Origin of the sequence: Aureimonas sp. N4, from assembly GCF_001463925.1 — a bacterium.
GTDB classification, from domain to species: Bacteria; Pseudomonadota; Alphaproteobacteria; order Rhizobiales; family Rhizobiaceae; genus Aureimonas; species Aureimonas ureilytica_A.
The window spans coordinates 18,859-35,760 of the sequence record NZ_BBWS01000017.1 but is presented as its reverse complement, the minus strand read 5'-3'; the positions used below and the strand labels follow the sequence as shown (position 1 = coordinate 35,760).

Annotated in this window: 10 protein-coding genes and 2 tRNA genes; 7 read left to right on the top strand and 5 right to left on the bottom strand. The window is 66.3% G+C overall.

Features of this window, described 5'->3' with window-relative positions:
• Positions 1 to 1,200: hypothetical protein (locus AUL28_RS06095; protein ID WP_062231008.1), on the bottom strand; the 1,200-nt coding region annotated here is incomplete at its 3' end.
• On the bottom strand, positions 1,197 to 2,348 hold the full coding sequence (locus AUL28_RS06090; RefSeq protein WP_062231013.1) for a glycosyltransferase family 4 protein: 1,152 nt from the start codon (positions 2,346 to 2,348) through the stop codon (positions 1,197 to 1,199). The genes AUL28_RS06090 and AUL28_RS06095, both read right to left, overlap by 4 nt.
• A 167-nt stretch (positions 2,349 to 2,515) precedes the next feature.
• Between AUL28_RS06090 and AUL28_RS06085 the strand changes: the two genes are divergently transcribed.
• The 7 genes from AUL28_RS06085 (at position 2,516) to AUL28_RS06055 (ending at position 13,996) form a co-directional block, all read left to right on the top strand.
• Entirely contained in the window at positions 2,516 to 4,615 is a 2,100-nt protein-coding gene (locus AUL28_RS06085; RefSeq protein WP_062223408.1) for a GumC family protein, read from the top strand.
• 1 nt (position 4,616) lies between these two features.
• Positions 4,617 to 5,960 carry a VpsF family polysaccharide biosynthesis protein gene (locus AUL28_RS06080; protein ID WP_192843408.1) on the top strand — a complete coding sequence of 448 codons (1,344 nt, stop codon included), beginning with the start codon at positions 4,617 to 4,619 and terminating at the stop codon, positions 5,958 to 5,960.
• A gap of 219 nt (positions 5,961 to 6,179) precedes the next feature.
• On the top strand, positions 6,180 to 7,658 hold the full coding sequence (locus AUL28_RS06075; RefSeq protein ID WP_062231012.1) for a glucosamine inositolphosphorylceramide transferase family protein: 1,479 nt from the start codon (positions 6,180 to 6,182) through the stop codon (positions 7,656 to 7,658).
• Positions 7,659 to 7,744: 86 nt separating this feature from the next.
• Positions 7,745 to 8,881, top strand: a complete 1,137-nt coding sequence (locus AUL28_RS06070; RefSeq protein WP_062231007.1) for an FAD-dependent oxidoreductase — start codon at positions 7,745 to 7,747, stop codon at positions 8,879 to 8,881.
• 145 nt (positions 8,882 to 9,026) lie between these two features.
• Entirely contained in the window at positions 9,027 to 10,184 is a 1,158-nt protein-coding gene (locus tag AUL28_RS06065; RefSeq protein WP_062231006.1) for a DUF1972 domain-containing protein, read from the top strand.
• Between the two features lie 17 nt (positions 10,185 to 10,201).
• Complete coding sequence (locus AUL28_RS06060) at positions 10,202 to 11,476, top strand: glycoside hydrolase family 5 protein (RefSeq protein ID WP_082640286.1); 1,275 nt, start codon at positions 10,202 to 10,204, stop codon at positions 11,474 to 11,476.
• 492 nt (positions 11,477 to 11,968) lie between these two features.
• Positions 11,969 to 13,996 carry a methyl-accepting chemotaxis protein gene (locus AUL28_RS06055; RefSeq protein WP_062231005.1) on the top strand — a complete coding sequence of 676 codons (2,028 nt, stop codon included), beginning with the start codon at positions 11,969 to 11,971 and terminating at the stop codon, positions 13,994 to 13,996.
• A gap of 552 nt (positions 13,997 to 14,548) precedes the next feature.
• Here AUL28_RS06055 and AUL28_RS06050 read toward each other — a convergent pair.
• The 3 genes from AUL28_RS06050 to AUL28_RS06040 all read right to left on the bottom strand — a co-directional run bounded on the left by AUL28_RS06050 (position 14,549) and on the right by AUL28_RS06040 (position 16,640).
• Positions 14,549 to 14,625, bottom strand: a tRNA-Arg gene (locus tag AUL28_RS06050).
• A gap of 358 nt (positions 14,626 to 14,983) precedes the next feature.
• Positions 14,984 to 15,060 (bottom strand) — tRNA-Arg (locus AUL28_RS06045).
• 137 nt (positions 15,061 to 15,197) lie between these two features.
• Positions 15,198 to 16,640 (bottom strand): sensor histidine kinase, encoded by a 1,443-nt coding sequence (locus AUL28_RS06040; RefSeq protein ID WP_062231004.1) that lies wholly within the window; start codon positions 16,638 to 16,640, stop codon positions 15,198 to 15,200.
• Positions 16,641 to 16,902: the final 262 nt, after the last annotated feature.

Genomic DNA, 16,902 nt, shown 5'->3' with positions numbered 1-16,902 from the left:
GACGGCGGTCCAGGAGAGAACGGCCACTAGAATCTCGGACGCGGCCGCGCCCGCCAGCACCCAGTCCGGCGGAGCCAGCAGAAGCAGCACCACGATCAAGGCCATGCCGAAAGCGGCCGCGATGCCGGTCGTCAGCGCGACCGTGCCGAAATCACCCAGTGATTCCAGCGTGATGCGCGGCATGACGTAGAGCATGGTGGTGAAGTAGATCGCCCAGGAAAACAGCCCGATCAGCCAGCCGTCGGCATGGGCGAGAACGTCGGATTTCACGAAGGGCAGAACCGCCAGAACCAGCCCGCCATAGGCAAGGCCGACCAGCCCGAGCCCCAGCGTCCACAAGCCCATCAGCCGCCAGACAGCGGCATCGTCCCGCCCGACGAGACGCGCGATTTCGGGCTGCACCATATTGGCGATCGCGCCCGCCACGATGCGCAGCGGCGTGAAGAAGACGAGCACGGCCGCGATCGGCGCATAGGCGGCGGGGCCGGCGAAGCTTGCCACCAGAAGCGCCATAGCTTGGCCTTGAAGCGTCACCGTGGTCGCGCTCAGCGCCGACCAGCGCACGGAGCGCCAGAGGCCGAGCCAGCGCCGGCGCATACTGGCGCGCAGCGTGAAGCGGATCGGCCGGCGCATTCCCAAGAGCATGATGGCGACGCCGAGCGCGTTGGTCACGGCGAGCGCCAGAAAGGTCTCGTGCAGAAGGTCGCCCCCGCGCCAGACCACGAAACCCGTGGCGAGAACGCTGAAAGCCGTGAAGCCGAGATCGCTCAGCGCCACGAGGCCCGGCCGGCCCAGCGCGAAGTTGCTGACGCGCAGATGGCTGCGGAACGACCAGAACAGCACGAAGATGCCGACCGAGCCGATCTCGGTGGCGTCCCAGGCGAGCATCAGGAGAATCGTCACGAGGCTGATCGCGACCGACAGGACGAAAGCCCCCGACGCGAAGCTCACATCATAGGCATGGGCGCGGTGACGCCCGCTTTCCCGCCCGATCCAGATCGAGGCGGGAACGGCGGTGAGCGAGCGCACATAGGTGATCGCGACGCCCCCCATGACCATGGCGAGCGCGAACAGCCCGTAGCTTTCGGCCGACAGCCGATGCAGGAGCAGGATGTTCAGCGCGAAATGAAAGGCGCTCTGCATCGCCTCGCCGCCGATCATCATCACGAGGCGCCGCGCCAGCGGGAGGAGGCGTCTCATGCCGCGCTCCGCCTGGAAGGGGGCGGCGCCTGCCGGCGTGCCAGATTGGCCCTGAGAACGCCCGTCAACGCCTCGGCCGCCGTCGCTTGGGAGAAGAGCCGCTCGAACCGCGTGCGGCCGGCCTCAGCGAAGGCGGGGAGAGGGGAGGGGTCGGTGAGGATCGCCTCGATCCGCGCGGCGAGCGCGGCCGGATCGCCCGGCGGCACGACCCAGCCGGTGCGCCCATCCTCCACCGTTTCACCGAGCCCCCCGATATCGGAGACGATGGGCGGGCGGCCATAGGCCTGCGCCTCGATCGCCACGCGCCCCAGCGACTCGGGCAAACGCGAAGGAACCGCCACGATGTCGGCCCAGCGGTAATGCTCGGCCGGGTCCGGCACGAAGGGAAGCAGGCGAACGACGGAGTCCAGCCCCGCTGCCGCGATGCGCCGCTCCAGCTCGATCTCGGGCGCGCGCGTCTCGAAGGCGCTGCCCACGATGCGCACCGACAGGCGCGCACGTGACGACGGCGGCAGGAGGGCGAGCGCGTCGAGCAGGACTTCCTGCCCCTTGATGCGGTTGATGCGCCCCAGCATCAGGAGATGCAGAGGGCCTTCGGCGGCGGCCTTGACCGGCTGCGTGTCGGCCTCCAGCGCCACGCCATTATAGATCACGTGGCTCCGTTGGCCGGCGAGGCCGGGATAGGTGCGCTTGGTCGCCTGCGAGTTGAAGATGATCTCCGCCCCGCTCCAGCGCAGGAGGGCGCGAAGAATCTTCAGCGCGCCGCCTTCGGGGATTTCGTGCACATGGATGATCGTCTTGGTCTTGAACAGGCGGGCGACCAGCGTGTGGTCGAAGACCACGGCGGTGTTGATATAGACGAGGTCGGCCGCGCGCAGTCGCTTCAGGGCGCGCCAGAGCGCGCGGGGCAGGTCGATCGCGGCGGTCGCGATCAGCTGGGGCAGCGAATGCCGGCGCAGGACCCAGAGCGGCTCGATCACAAAGGCGAAGCCTTCCTTGCGCAGCGCCTCGGCGAGCGGCCCTTCGCGCGGGAGCACGATTTCGATCTCGGCATGGGGAAAGGCGGAGCGGATCGCGCGCAGGCTTTCGATGAAGCTGCGGTCCGACCCGTAGAGCTCGTAGCCTTGATGAATGCAGGAAATGCGCATGGCCCATCGCCCCTGCGCCCGGTGGTCGCCCACCTTGGCGCTGGTCCCTCGCCACATGCCCGAAAGGAAGGTCGGAACATAGAGCCGCAGGACAATCATAATCAGAATTTAGCCATTCCGATCTAATCCAAGAGCGGTGCAGATTGTGTGAACGACGTGGGTGGGCAATGGGCGGCTGGGCTCAACTTTCGAATGATGGCGTCGAAGGCCCGTCCCATGCCGAGGATTCGTCGGTTGAACTCGGCGAACTTAAGGGAATTCTGGTCCATCGGCGCGGCCTGATCCTCGGAACGGCGGTGCTTTTGGCCGTGTTGGCGCTCGTCTACGGTCTCGTGACGCCGCCGCTCTACAGCGCCACCGCCGAAATTCTGATCGACCCGCGCGACCGGCAGATCGTCAGCAACGCCATCAACCCGAGCACGCTGTCGCCCGATGGCGGCATCACGCAGGTCGAAAGCCAGGTCGCGGTGGTGCAGTCGAATTCCGTGCTCCTGCGCGCCATCGAAACGGCGAATCTCACCGCCGACCCTCATTTCAACCGGGTGAGTTTCCTGTCCCGCTTGAAGGCCCGGTTGATGGGGCAGCCTCTGGACACGGAGCGCACGCAGGACGAGGCCAAAGCTCGCACGCTCGACCAGCTGCGCCGCAATCTGTCGGTCAAACGCGCCGACAAGGTTCTGGTGATCGACGTGACGGTGACGGCGCAAGAGCCGGCAGAGGCCGCACGCCTCGCCAATATCATCGCCGATTCCTATCTCGCCGATCAGAGCGATGCCCGCGCCGACGCCTCCCGCGAGGCGGCCGGAGCGCTGACGGCGCGCCTTGCCGAGCAGCGGGCCGCCGTGCAGGCGGCCGAGGACGCGGTGGAAAAATACCGCAACGACAACAATCTGATCAGCGCCGGCGGCGTGCTCGTGTCCGATCAGGCGCTGGCCGATATCAATACGCAGCTGGCCAATGCGCGCAACGTGACCGCCTATCAGAAGGCGCGGGTGGACCAGATCCAGTCGATCATCGCCTCGGGCCGCACGCCCGACGCCACGGGCGAAGTGATGCGCTCCACGGTGATCTCCAGCCTGCGCGACCGCGAAGCCGCGCTCGACCAGCGCATTTCCGAAATGACACTCCAGCTCGGCGCGCGCCACCCGACGCTCCAGGCCGCCCAAGCGCAGAAGGTCGGCATCGAGCGCCAGATCCGCACCGAGCTGGCCCGCATCGCCCAATCCGCCACGGCCGACTACAATTGGGCCAAGGCGGCGGAAGACGAGTTGAAGACCCGTCAGGCGACATTGGAAAGCCAGACGCGCGCCACCGATCAGGTGCAGGTTCGCCTGCGCGAGCTGGAGCGGGACCGTGATGCCGTGCGCGAGGTCTATGCCAATTACCTCAAGCGCAGCCAGGAGGTGCGCGAGCAGTCCAATATCGACAGCACCAATGCGCGCGTGATCAGCCGGGCCATCGTGCCGATCGACAAGAAGGGGCCGCCGACGCCGCTTCTGGCGGTGGCCGGCTTCTTCGGCGGGCTTGGCCTAGGCGCGGCGCTGGCGCTGCTGGTGGAATACGCCTCGCCGACCGCCCTGTCGGAGCGTCAGGTGCGCCAGGCCGCCGGCGCGCCGGTTCTGGCCGTTCTGCCGGGCTCGATCCTGCGGGGTCGCCAGCCTGTCCGCTCCGGGCGCCGCGCGCGCAATCTGTCCGGCCTTCTGGGGCTGGTGCTGCGGCGTCTTTCCACCAGCCGCCGGGAGCGGCGCTCGCCGGTTTCCGTGGTGCTGCTTTGCTCGGCCGAGGCGGATGCGCGGGCGCGCGGGCGCGTGGCGAGCGAGCTGGCCGCCACAGCGGCCTCGCGCGGGGAGCGGGTGCTGCTGATCGACGCCGATCTGATGCACAGCCGCGCTCAGGGGCCGGCCGGGCTGATCGATGTTCTGTCGGGCGAAAGCCGCCTGTCGAACGCCGTGCAGGATTGCTACGACGATCAGGTCCGCTTCATGGCGATCGGCGGCGATCGGGCCGTTCTGAAGGAGCGGGATGCGCTGCGCTTCACCGAGCGGCTCTGGATGGACGCGGCCGACAGTTTCGACATCGTGGTGGTCGACGCCGGCGATCTCACGACCAATCTGCGCGCCTCCGCGCTGGTCGCCACGGCCGAGGACATTCTGGTGGTCGCCCGCCTGCGCTCGACCCCGCTGGAGGCGATCCGGGCGCAGGCGACGGCTGCCGGCGTCATGGGCCGCGATCTCTCCGGCGCGCTCGTGATCGGCGCGGGGCGCTGACATGTCGGTGCGCGGAGTGCCCTCCGCCGGCCTGCCGCGCGCAGGGCTCGGGGCGCACGCGCGCGAGGCCAGCGCGCCGCGCCTCGACCAACTCTCGCGTTGGGGCATTCTCGCCATCGTCCTGGCGCTGTTCACCCTGTCGGGCGGCGTCCTCTGGTATGCCGGCTATAATTACGACGGACTGATGGGCAGCGCGCTCACCAAGCTGCACCCGGCCACCTATCTGACGCTGGGCGTGCTCGGCTGGCGCGCCTGCGTCTTCGGCAATCCGTTCGGCTATCTCGCCCATGTCGGGCGGTTGCGGCCCGCCTCGCTGCTTCTGGTGCTGATCTCGCTGGGCGCGCTCGTCTCGGTGATTCTGCGCCAGCGCCCGAACATGGCCGGGCTGGTGGACACGTTCCTTGCCGCCGGCCTCTTGGGCCTGCTTCTGGCGGACATGGACGAGCGCCTGCGCCGACAGATGGAGATGCTGCTTCACGGCGTGATGACCGTGAACGGACTGATGGCGCTGTTCGAATTCGCCACCAAGATCCTGATCTTTCCCTATCGATTCGACGGCGAGACCTTTCCGACCGATCTGCGATCCGCCGCCCTTCAAGGTCACCCGCTGGTCAACGCGACGCTGACGGCCTGCTACGTGCTGGCGCTGATGAGCGGCGCGCGGCAGATGTCCACCCCGGTTCGCCTCGGCCTTATCCTTCTGCAACTGGCCGCCATGGTGGCCTTTGGCGGACGCACCGCCATCGTCACGGCTCTGGCGCTCGGCCTCTCCTACGGGCTCTGGCATAGCTTCGGGATGGTCCAGCGTCGGCGCATTCATCTGATGGCGGCGGCGCTGATTCTCCTGGGGCTCTGTCTGGTGCCGGTGGCGCTGGCCGTTCTGATCTCGGGCGGCTTCTTCGACGATCTGCTCGGCCGCTTCGTGTCGGACGGCGGCAGCGCCAATGCACGCGTCGAGATGTTCGGCCTGTTCCAGCATTTTTCGTTGCCCGATCTTCTGATCGGCCCCGATGTCGAACTTCTGGAAAGCCTTCGGCGCATTTCGGGCCTTGAATGGGGCATCGAGAATCCGATCATCCGCATGATGCTCTATCAGGGCGCCTTCTTCATGGCTCTGATGTTCGTCGGCTTCGCCCTCTTCATGCGCGAGCTGGCGCGGGGCCGGGCGGGAAGCTGGCTGCCGATGATCGCCTGGCTGATCCTGATCAACGGTTCGGAGAGCTTGGCCTCGAAAACGACGCTCATGTCGAAATTCGCGGTGATACTTCTCTGCCTTTACCGAACAGGAGAGCGGGACCGATCGATGGTTTCCCCACTTCAGCCCCGTCCCGTCATCAGGCACTGAGCGAGATCATCGGCGTCTGCGATAGTTGGTGGAATGGCCAAGCCCTTCGATATGCTGGGCTCTCAGAAGCTGATGGCAGAAAGAATACCGTGCATGGGTGATCTTTAACCTGCTTCCGTTAGCGTCACTGATAAATCACAAGGGAGTGAGCGGATCGGAGGCTGATGCCTCGATAGCCGCTTGCTCTCGATGACTTCGAACGGTGAGGAGTGGCGCCGCTTGCGGATCGTCCTGCATGTGAACGAGGCGGACCTTCGCCAGTGGCACGAGTTGCTGCTGGAGCGTCTTGCCGCGCTTCCCGGTTGCTCCGTCGAACTGGCCTTGTCGCACGGGCCATCGCACGTGCCCGCCGGAACCCATGCGCTGTTCCAGCTCGAATCCGTGCTGCACGGCCTGCCGCCTCGGCGCTTGTCCGCGCCGATCGCGCCCTCTGCCTTGGCTGCTATCTCGCGCAAGGGCGCGACACCGGCCGATATCGCCATCGACCTGTCGGGTGACGCGCAGCCGGACGCCGCCCGGATTTGGCGTCTGGCCTTCAACGGCGGGGCGGGGGAGGGCGGGCTGCTCGCCGCGATTCTCGCCAACGAGCCGATCCTGGCCGAGATCGTGGAAGACGGGCGCGCGATTGCGCAAGGCCGGCTCGGGACGGAATATCCCGGCGTCGCGCTCGCCACGTTCGAGGACGTTCTCGCCCGCGCGATCACCCTGATCACCGCCTGCGTCCAAACGGGCGGGCCGGGCGCGCTGCCGGTTCTACCGGGCGAGGCACCGCGCGCCGCCATCGGCGCCGGGCGGCCGCTGCCTGAGCGCGCGCTGCGCGCCAGCGTCGGCGCGGTGCTCCGGCGCATCTATCGCCTGTGCTACCGCACGCCCCATTGGCGCGTCGGCTGGCGGCGCTGCGAAGGCGGCGATCTGTTCGACCTGAAGGCCCATCCGGCCTCGGGCTGGATCGATCTCAAGGACGACGGCAAGCGCTTCTATGCCGACCCCTTTCCGATCGAGGCGGACGGGGCGGTCACGCTCTTCGTCGAGGATTACGTCCATTCTCTTGGCAAGGGGCTGATCTCGGCCGTGCGCTTCGGCCCTAACGGGCCTGTTGGAGCACCGGTTCCCGTCATGGAACAGGATTGCCACCTGTCCTATCCCTTCGTCTTCGAGCGCGAAGGCGAGATGTGGATGATCCCCGAAACCAACCAGCGCGGCACGATCGAGCTGTTCCGCGCGACAGCCTTTCCGGGCGGCTGGGTGCGCGAATCCGTGCTGGTGAGCGGCCTGTCGGCCAGCGACGCGACGCTGGTGGAGAAGGACGGGTTGTTCTGGCTCTTCGCCACGGTGCGCGACGGCGGCGGGGCCTTTTCGGACGCGCTGCATCTCTGGTCCGCTCCCGATTTTCGCGGTCCCTGGACGGCCCATCCCCGGAACCCCGTGCTGATCGACATCGCCTCGGCCCGGCCCGCCGGACGCATGGTCTGGCGCGACGGCGCGCTGTGGCGGCCGGTGCAGGATTGCCGGCGGGGTTATGGCGCGGCCATGGGGCTCGCCAAGGTTCTGCGCCTCGACGCGGATGGCTTCGAGCAGAGCGTGGAAACGCTTCTCACGCCCGGCCCGCTCTGGCCCGGCCGACGCTTGCATAGCCTGAACCGCGCTGGTTCTTTTGAGTTTATCGACGGGTCCGGGACGGCGCCGCGCTGGTCCTGACCTGGATTGTCCAACGAGGCTTGAAGCCCATGTCGTCTCAGCCCACGCCTTCTTCCCTCGATCGTTCAGGCCCGGACGGGGCAGGCGTGTCGGTAGATATCGCCATCGTCGGTGCCGGTTTGGCCGGCACGGCCTGCGCGCTGCGCCTCCATGCCTTGGGCTACAAGGTGGCGCTGATCGACGCCCATGCCGAGCATGGCGAGGAATTCCGGGCCGAGAAGATGGGCCTCGTGCATCTGGCGCTGTTCGAGAAGCTGGGTCTCGATCAGATCGCCAAATCCGCGCTGACGCCGATGCTCGACAATCACACCTATCGGCTGGGCCGGCTCTACGCGCGCAAGGACATTCCCGAATACGGCTTTTCCTACGCCACGCTCGTCAACGCGCTGCGCCATGCCGTACCGGACGACCTGCTGCGCATCACCGGCAAGGTCACCGAGATCCAGCGGTTGGACGACGATGTCAGGCAGCTCATTCTGGCCGATGGCACGAGGGTCGATGCGAGACTGGTCGTCGTCTCGACCGGGCTCGGCGAGGCCATCCGGCGCATGGCGGGCGTCAAGCGAACCGTCACCTCTCGCGCACACTCGCTGGCCTTCGGCTTCGATCTGGCCGGGTCGGCGCGTGATTACGGCTTCGGCACGCTGAACTATTACAGCAAGCGCTTCGAGGATCGTTACGCCTATCTGACCTTCTTCCCGATCGGCGACACGATGCGGGCCAACTTCTTCACCTATCGCGAGATGACCGATCCGTTCGTGAAGCGGTTCCGCGCCGAGCCGCAGGCGGTGCTGCGCGAGCTGATGCCGGAAATCGCACCGGTCTGCGGTGGTTTCGACGTTGCCGGCCCGGTCTCCGTGCGCCCCGTCGATCTCAGCGTCAGCGAGGATTACGAACAGCCGGGGCTGGTTCTGGTGGGCGACGCCTTCTGCACCACCTGCCCCGTGCCAGGCGTCGGCATCAGCCGCGTGATGACGGATGTGGAGCGCCTCTGCAACGTCCATATCCCGGGCTGGCTGGCGACGCCCGGCATGGGGCTGGACAAGATCTCGGCCTATTACCGCGATCCGGTGAAGATCAAGACCGATCGGGTCGGGATGCGCGTCAGCTGGTATGCGCGCCGCGTCAGCGTCGGGGAGGGGCTGGTCTGGAAGATCAGGCGCACGCGCAACCGCCTGGTTCGCCGCTCGCTGCTGGCCCTGCGCCATGCGCCCGCGCGATGAGGACGCACAACAGGCCGGGGCTTGCGGTGCGCCGGCCGCACGCGCAGACATGACGCAACGACATGTCGGGCGTGGCCCGCTTCCTTCCGATCCTCGCCGGGGCTCTCGCGAGCCCAGCCCATTCCTGCCTCCAGAAAGCGGACCCATGCCGGACGAGACGAAGCCCATCCTGCGCATTCTGGGGACACGCGGCGTACCAGCGGCCCATGGCGGGTTCGAAACCTTCGCCGAGCAATTGTCGCTGTTTCTGGTGGCGAAGGGCTGGCGCGTGGTGGTCTATTGCCAGCACGATGTCGCCGAAGTGACGCAGCCGCTGAGCTTCTCGACATGGCGCGGCGTCGAGCTGGTGCATATCCAGATCGCCTCGTCGGGACCGAAATCCACACTCGAATTCGACTGGAAGTCCGTCCAACATGCCGGCGCCGAGCCGGGGCTCTGCCTCGTGCTCGGCTACAATAGCGGCCTCTTCCTTCCCTGGCTCCGCCTCAAGGGCAAGACAGTGCTCACCAATATGGACGGCATGGAATGGCGTCGGGCCAAATGGGGGCCGGCCATCAAGGCTTGGTTCTGGGTCAATGAATGGATCGCGGCCTGGTCCTCGCATCGCCTGATCGCCGATCATCCCGCCATCGCCGACCATCTTGCGACGCGGCGCCCGCGCCGGCATATCGCCACCATCGCCTATGGCGCGAACGAGGTGCCGCCGCAGCCGGAAGGGCCGGTGCGCGATCTCGGCCTAGAGCCCGGCCGCTATCTCGTCTCGATCGCGCGCATCGAGCCCGACAACAATATCCACACGATCGTCGAGGCCTTCTCTCGCCGGCCGCGCGGCGCCACGCTCGTGGTGCTCGGCACCTTGCAGCGCGGCCAGCCCTATCATGATCGCCTGCGGGATGCGGCGAGCGGCGAGGTCGTCTTTCCCGGCGCCATCTATGACGGAGCGGCCGTCGCGGCGCTGCGCTATCACGCGCGGGCCTATGTTCACGGGCACACGGTCGGCGGCACCAACCCATCTCTCGTGGAATCGCTCGCCGCCGGAAATGCCTGTCTCTGCCATGACAATGCGTTCAACCGCTGGACGGCGGGCGCGGCGGGCACCTATTTCACCGATCCCGATAGCTGCGAAGCCGCCATCGAACGCGTGCTGGCGGACGACGCTCTGGTGGAGCGCGCCCAGGCCGCCGCCCGCGCTCGCGCGGCGGCCGCGTTTCGTCTGGACGATATCCTGTCCGCCTATGAGCAGGAATTCATCGCCTATACCGGCCATCCCGCCGGCCCTCAGGCCGTGGGCGCGATGACGTAACCAAAGGACGCCGAGCGATGAACACGGGGCTGACGCGGCGGTGCTTTCTGGGTGGCGGGCTGGCTGCATCCAGCATCCTGCTGGCAGGCGGCTCGGCGCGCGCGGAGAATGCTGGCGTATTGGAGGCGATGCCCATCACGCTTGCGCGCGGCGTCAACGCCTTTCCCTGGTTCTCGCTGACGCGCGAATATCCAGCGCCCCGCACCGATTACGGCGAGCCACCCTTCCAGACCCAGCGTCCGGTGCCGACGCGGGACGATCTTCAGCGTCTGCGGCAGGCTGGTCTGGATTTCATCCGGCTGCCGGTCGACCCAGGCCCCTTTCTGGCTGCCGCGCCGGATCGTCGCCGCGCGCTTCTGGGTACGCTCTCGGAGGCTGTGGCGCTGACGCTCGATTGCGGTCTGAAGCTCGTCGTCAATCTTCAGGTGAACGGGGCCACGCATTACTGGAACCAGGAGCGGCTGGTGTCAGGGCCCGATGCGCCGGGTTTTGCCGCCTATGTCACCTTCGCGGGCGAGGTGGCGAAGCTGCTGGCCGGGTTCGATCAAGCGTGTGTCGCCCTCGAACCGATCAACGAACCGCCCCAAGCCTGCGATGCCATCACGTGGCCGGCGATGCAGCAGCGCCTGTTCGAAACCGCCCGGCAGGCTGCGCCCAATCTCACGCTCGTGGCGACGGGCGCTTGCGGCAGCATGATCCGGGGGCTGGAGGCGCTGGACCCCGCGCCGCTTCTGGAGCAAGGGCCCGTTCTCTTTACCTTCCATTTCTACGAGCCCTATCTGTTCAGCCATCAGGGCGCGCCCTGGATGCGCGAGCCGGTCTATCGCGCGCTCAACGCCGTGCCATGGCCCGCGCGCGAAGGCACGCTGGACAGGACGCTGCAGGCGGTGCGCGCGCGCATGGCCGAGGATCGCGAGCGCCCGAAAGCGGAAGCGGACGCCGCCTACAAGGAAACGGTTCGGCTGCTCCAGCAGTATTTCGACGCCGATCCGGGCCGATCCTTCATCGATCATTACCTCGATCAGGCCGCCGACTGGGCGCGCCGGCATCGTATCCCCGCCGGCCGCGTGCTGATGGGCGAGTTCGGCGCCCTGCGCACCGACGCCCGCTACACCGCATCCGGTGCGCCGGACCGCGCGCGCTATATAAGGGACGTGCGCGAAAGCGCCGAAGCGCGGGGCTTCCCCTGGGCCTTCTGGAACCTGTTCGACGGCATGGGCGTGATGGACGACACGACACGCCAGCTCGACCCGGCCATCGTTCAGGCGCTCGGCCTCACCCTGCCTCAGTGACCGCTTCCGACACACGCCAAAGGTCTTTTCCAAATTCACCCTGCGCAAGCAGTTCGATCGGAAGTAAAGCGTTAAGGCCAATCTGCAGTCGCGACTGAAATCGTTGCGACCTCCTGAGAAGTTAAAGGCCTGTTCGTCTTGATCGTGCATCGTCCCGGACATGCGGCGACATTCCGTCGCTGTTGCAGGAAGACTGGCTGACTCGAATCGTCCGTGCTTCTAGTATGACGTTGTTCTTGCAGTTATTCTTATTGCGACATTACTAAATCGGTCTTTCCATTCCGAGCTCAGGAGAGATGGGCCGAGTTTGATTCATGTCCTTTGGCCGACCGTATTCGCGTTTTCAACGCGGCGGGTCCGGCGCTCACCCATCCCGTGACGGCGCGACGGCGGCGGCACGATCCTGCGGACCCGCTTTGCGCCGCCACGGCGGCGCTTGGCCGACCCGATCTGCCATTTCGATTTCATGCTTCGACCAAAAGGGGTCGCCGAATGCTCAATATGTCCGACCTTCGCATGAAGGCGAAGATCGCTCTTCTCTTCAGTGTTGTCGCGGCGACCACCATCGCGGCGGTTGGTTTCATCTATGTCGGCAAGAACACCTTGTCCGAGACAATGTATTGGAACGATCATACGCATGATGTCATCACGGAGGTCAGCCATCTCGTGGAAGGCATGGTGGATCGCGAAACCGCGATGCGCGGGTTCCTGATCACCGGCGCGCAGGCCAATCTGGAGCCCTACAATGCGGGCGGGCGCATCTTCTCGGAGGCCATGGACAAAGCCACCGAGCTGACGGCAGACAATCCGTTGCAGCAGTCGCGTCTGGCGCAGGTAAGCCGCTTGGCCGATCGCTGGACACGTGAAGTCGCCGAACCCGCGATCGCCTTCATGGCACGCCCCGAAACGCGTCAGCAGGCTTGGGACCTCGAGATCACCGCCGCCGGCAAGCGGGACATGGACGAGTTGCGCGCCGTCACGGGCCAGATGATCGCCACCGAACAGACCCTTATGGCGGAGCGTCAGGCGCGCGCGGCGGCGGCTGAGCGCATGATCGAATGGGCGATCGGCGGCGGTCTTCTCGGCATGATCCTGGCGCTGGTCGCGGCCGGCATCGTGCTGGTACGGGCCACCAGCGCGCCGTTGCAGCGCGCCGTGGCTCTGGCCGAGGCGATCAGCCAAGGTGATCTCACACAATCCGCCGAGGTGCGCGGACGCGACGAGGTGGCCGATCTCCTGCGTGCGATGAACGCCATGCGCGACACGCTGCGAGCCACGATTCACGATGTGATCACCTCGGCCCAGCAGGTCGCGGCCGGCGCTCAGCTCTCGGCCACCACGTCCGAGCAACTGAGCCAGGCGGCCAACGAACAATCCGCCTCCACCGAGCAGCTCGGCCAGGGAACGGCAGAACAGGCGACCTCCGCGCAGCAGCTCTCGCGCGGCCTCAACGAACAGGCCACGGCCACCGAACGTCTCAGCCGGGGTGCGGTCGCGCAGGCGGCGGCCACCGAGCAGGCTTCCGCCGCCATGGAGGAAATGTCGGCCAATATTCGCCAGACCGCCGAAAACGCCACCACCACGGAAAAGATCGCGGCTCAGGCGTCGCAGAACACCAAGCGCAGCGGCGAGGCCGTGATCAGCTCCCTCGAAGCGATGCGCACCATCGCCGGCAAGATCCGCATCGTTCAGGAGATCGCGCGCCAGACCGACCTACTGGCCCTCAATGCGGCGATCGAAGCGGCGCGTGCCGGCACCCACGGCAAGGGCTTCGCGGTGGTCGCCTCCGAGGTGCGCAAGCTCGCCGAACGCAGCCAAGGCGCGGCCTCCGAGATCAGCGAGCTCGCCGCCTCGACCCTCACCATCTCGGAGGAGGCGGGCCGCATGTTGCAGCAGCTCGTCCCCGATATCGAGCGCACAGCCGAGCTGGTGAGCGAGATTTCGGCCGCCTGCCGCGAGCAGAATGCCGGTGCCGAGCAGATCAACCAAGCGATCCAGCAACTCGACCAGGTCACGCAGCAGACCAGCCAGTCCGTGCAGGAACTTGACGAGGTGGCACAGCAGAATGCTGAGGCGGTGCGTCAGCTCGATGAGATCGCCCAACAAAGCGCTGCGGCCGTTCATCAGCTCGACCAGGTCACGCAGCAGAACGCGGCGGCCGCCACCGAAATGTCCGCCACGGCCGAGCAATTGTCGGCCGAGGCCGCGCGGTTGACCGATCGCGTCAGCTTCTTCCAACTGGGCGAACAGGCGGCACCCGCGTCGGCCCCCCGTCCGCAGGCCTTTGCGGCCGCCCCCGCACCCACCGTTCGGGCGTTGCAAGTAAAGGTCGATCAGTTCGCCAAGAGCCGTCCGACCCCTCCTGCTCGCCCCGTCGCGCCGGCGCGCGCCGTGAAGCCGGCTCCCGAGCGCGAGACGCCCGCAGCCCGCCCCAGCCTCGCAAGTGCCGCGCGCGGCGGTGTGGCCATCGATCTCGGCCCGGAAGACGGCACGGTCGGTTTCGAGCGCCTCAGCTCCTGATCGGACAGAGGATCCATCCGGTCATTGGTCCGCCCCGCGCCACACCCGCGCGGGGCGGGCTCTTTTATGAGCGGATTGTCCGTCAGGCGTGCCGGATACCGATCGCTTGGGCTGAGACTTTCACGCCCCCTTTGGGAGGACGATACTTGCGCGATGGGTTGAGGAGAGAAGAGCCGGCTGCGATGGGGGCCATGGTGCTTCGGCCCCGACCAAGAGGGAGGAGGGGTTGGAGCACAGGCGCCATCTCGTCCCGATCGGCCGGGCCTTGCCTATCGCGGCCACAGCGCGCGCCACCAAGCGTCGCGAGTTGGCAAAGCGGAGGTATGGCCCTTGTGCCGTGACAACAGGCTTGGGGGCGCTGGAGCAAAGTGGTGGACGTATCCCGTCGGGATCGACGAGCTTAAGCTCCATCCGATGAGTGGGACTTGCGCAAAGCAAAGCCAATGTCATCCGCTTGAGGGAAAGCGGCGAGGGCTCTCATCGGCGAACCAACATCGAGCTGCACCGATGTATCAAGGCGGTCGACGGCTTGGTTTGTAGCTGTTTTTGAAATGGCGCGCCCGAAAGGATTCGAACCTCTGACCCCCAGATTCGTAGTCTGGTGCTCTATCCAGCTGAGCTACGGGCGCCGATGAAGCGGGGAGGCGTTGGCCTCTGCCGTTCGTGAGCGCTTGATACATTCGACGCTGATCGAATGCAAGAAGGAAAAGGCGATTCGGACAAGAGAGCGAGTGCCGCGCCCGTCTTCAATGGAAGTCATCAGACGAACCACGCGGGTGGAGACATACTGGCTTTGAGGCTCCCTGTCTCATGCCGCCTGACCGACCGATGCCGAAGGGGCGAAACGCCGTCGCAAAACCTGCTGCGTCTCCTTGCAAGCACACGGGAACAGGAAGGCAAAGGCGAAGGGTGAGATGTATGGACTACGCCCGACTGGGCACGTCTTGCCACGACCCAATGTCGGTCGATCTGATGATGTTATGGAAATGGCGCGCCCGAAAGGATTCGAACCTCTGACCCCCAGATTCGTAGTCTGGTGCTCTATCCAGCTGAGCTACGGGCGCCGATGAAGCGGGGAGGCGTTGGCCTCGGCCGTTCGTGAGCGCTTGGTACCCCGCACCTCGGCGGATTGCAAGCGCATTGTCGGAAGATTGCGAAAAATCTCTGCAAGTGTCTGAAAGACAAGGAGGATCGAGATCCGTCAGGCGGAGCTGCGGGGCAGGTCGATCTCGAATCGCGCGCCAGCGGTCGCGTCGTCCGAGAGACGGATCGTGCCCCCATGCGCCTGGACGATCTCGGCCGCGATGGCGAGGCCAAGCCCCGTGCCGCCGGCGCGGGTCGATCCACGAAACGCCTGGAACAGGTTTTCGCGCGCCCGCGCGCTCACCCCCGGCCCCGTGTCCTCGACGACGATGCGATCACCATCGGGAAGGGCCGTGGCTGAGACGGTGACGCGGCGCACCACGGCTTCCGCCTCGTCGCTGTCGATCGACTGGATGGCATTGCGCACGAGATTGGACAGAACGCGGAAGAACTGCTCGGGGTCGAGGTCGAGTTCCAGATCGTCCGGTACCCCGTTGACGAGATCCACCGGGCGCTCGGGCGCCGCGCTCTGGCTGTCCAGAACCTCGCCGACCAGAAGGCGCAAGTGAACGCGCCGGCGCTTGGGCTGGCTTTCCGAGGCGCGACCATAGGCCAGAACCGACTGCGTGTAGTCGAGGGCGCGATCCAGCGAGCGGATGAGGGCAGGGGCGAATCGCTGGACCTGCGCGTCGGGCAGGGTCGAGAGGCGATCGGAAATCAGCTGCGCGGAGGCGAGAATATTGCGCAGATCGTGATTGATCTTGGAGACGGCGAGGCCGAGATCGGCGAGATGGCGTTGTTCGCGCAGCGTGCGCGCGAGCGTGGCCTGCATGGCGGCCAGTTCCGTTTCGGCAATGCCGATCTCGTCCTCCCGCGCGCCGGGGCGGATGACGCGCTCTGGGTCTTCGGGCATTCGCCCGAAGCGCTGCATGGCGGCTACCATGCGCCGGATGGGCCGCAACAGCGAATAGTTCAATGCGCCGAACACCAGCGCGCCCACGAAACTCGCGATGGAGAGCGAGAGAAGGAAGATGTTGCGCGAATAAACCAGCATCGCGTGATGCAGCGGGCGCTCGTTGATCACGATTTCGCCGGACATGCTGCCGTCGCCGATCGGGCCGATCAGGCGAATGAGGCGGTTGCCGCCCGACACCAAGGCTTCGAAGCTCATGCCGATCGAGGACGAGGCGTCTTCCTCGCGGAGATCGACCGTGCGGCTGACCGGGCCGAGATCGCTGGCGCGCGCAAGAAGCTTCGTCTCGCCCGGCCGCCTGATCGCGACGAGCCGCGCGTCGAGCGCTTCAAGGAGGTCGGCTTCTTGTTCCGGCGTCAGGAGAAGGCCCGCATCACCGAATTGCGCGACGAGCGAGGCGACCGAGACGGTTTCGAGCTTCGCCTCCAGCCATTCCTGCCGGAAGCGCGCGATGGAGGGCACGAAGATCAGAACTTCCGCCGCCATCACGGCGAGGGCGGTGACAGCGAACAGGCGCACCGACAGGCGATGGCGCCAGCGCGGGCGCTCCAAAGGCGCCATATCCGCTTTATCGACGCGATCGATCATGATCCGCTTGAGCTGCCTTCGTCTTGCGCCATCGCTGACGCTATTCTTACCTTCGGTTTAGAATGGCCGGGCGCGAATGTCACGAAACCGTGCGGAATTGATGATCCCCAGGGATTTCGCGCCGGATCGTCACCGAACTGTCGGCGAGTCTCGCTAACGTTGAACGTTAAAGCGGCGGCGAGAGCCCGGCTGCGGATTGACTTTGCGCCCCATCTGCCGCACAAGGCCGGCCGAAGACCGAATGCTGAGCCGCGAAGGTTTG

Excerpts from the sequence above, each read along its gene's own strand:
- AUL28_RS06090 (WP_062231013.1), bottom strand. The coding sequence starts at position 2,348 with ATGCGCATTTCCTGCATTCATCAAGGCTACGAGCTCTACGGGTCGGAC.
- AUL28_RS06085 (WP_062223408.1), top strand. The coding sequence starts at position 2,516 with ATGGGCGGCTGGGCTCAACTTTCGAATGATGGCGTCGAAGGCCCGTCC.
- AUL28_RS06080 (WP_192843408.1), top strand. The coding sequence starts at position 4,617 with ATGTCGGTGCGCGGAGTGCCCTCCGCCGGCCTGCCGCGCGCAGGGCTC.
- AUL28_RS06065 (WP_062231006.1), top strand. The coding sequence starts at position 9,027 with ATGCCGGACGAGACGAAGCCCATCCTGCGCATTCTGGGGACACGCGGC.
- AUL28_RS06060 (WP_082640286.1), top strand. The coding sequence starts at position 10,202 with ATGAACACGGGGCTGACGCGGCGGTGCTTTCTGGGTGGCGGGCTGGCT.
- AUL28_RS06055 (WP_062231005.1), top strand. The coding sequence starts at position 11,969 with ATGCTCAATATGTCCGACCTTCGCATGAAGGCGAAGATCGCTCTTCTC.
- AUL28_RS06040 (WP_062231004.1), bottom strand. The coding sequence starts at position 16,640 with ATGATCGATCGCGTCGATAAAGCGGATATGGCGCCTTTGGAGCGCCCG.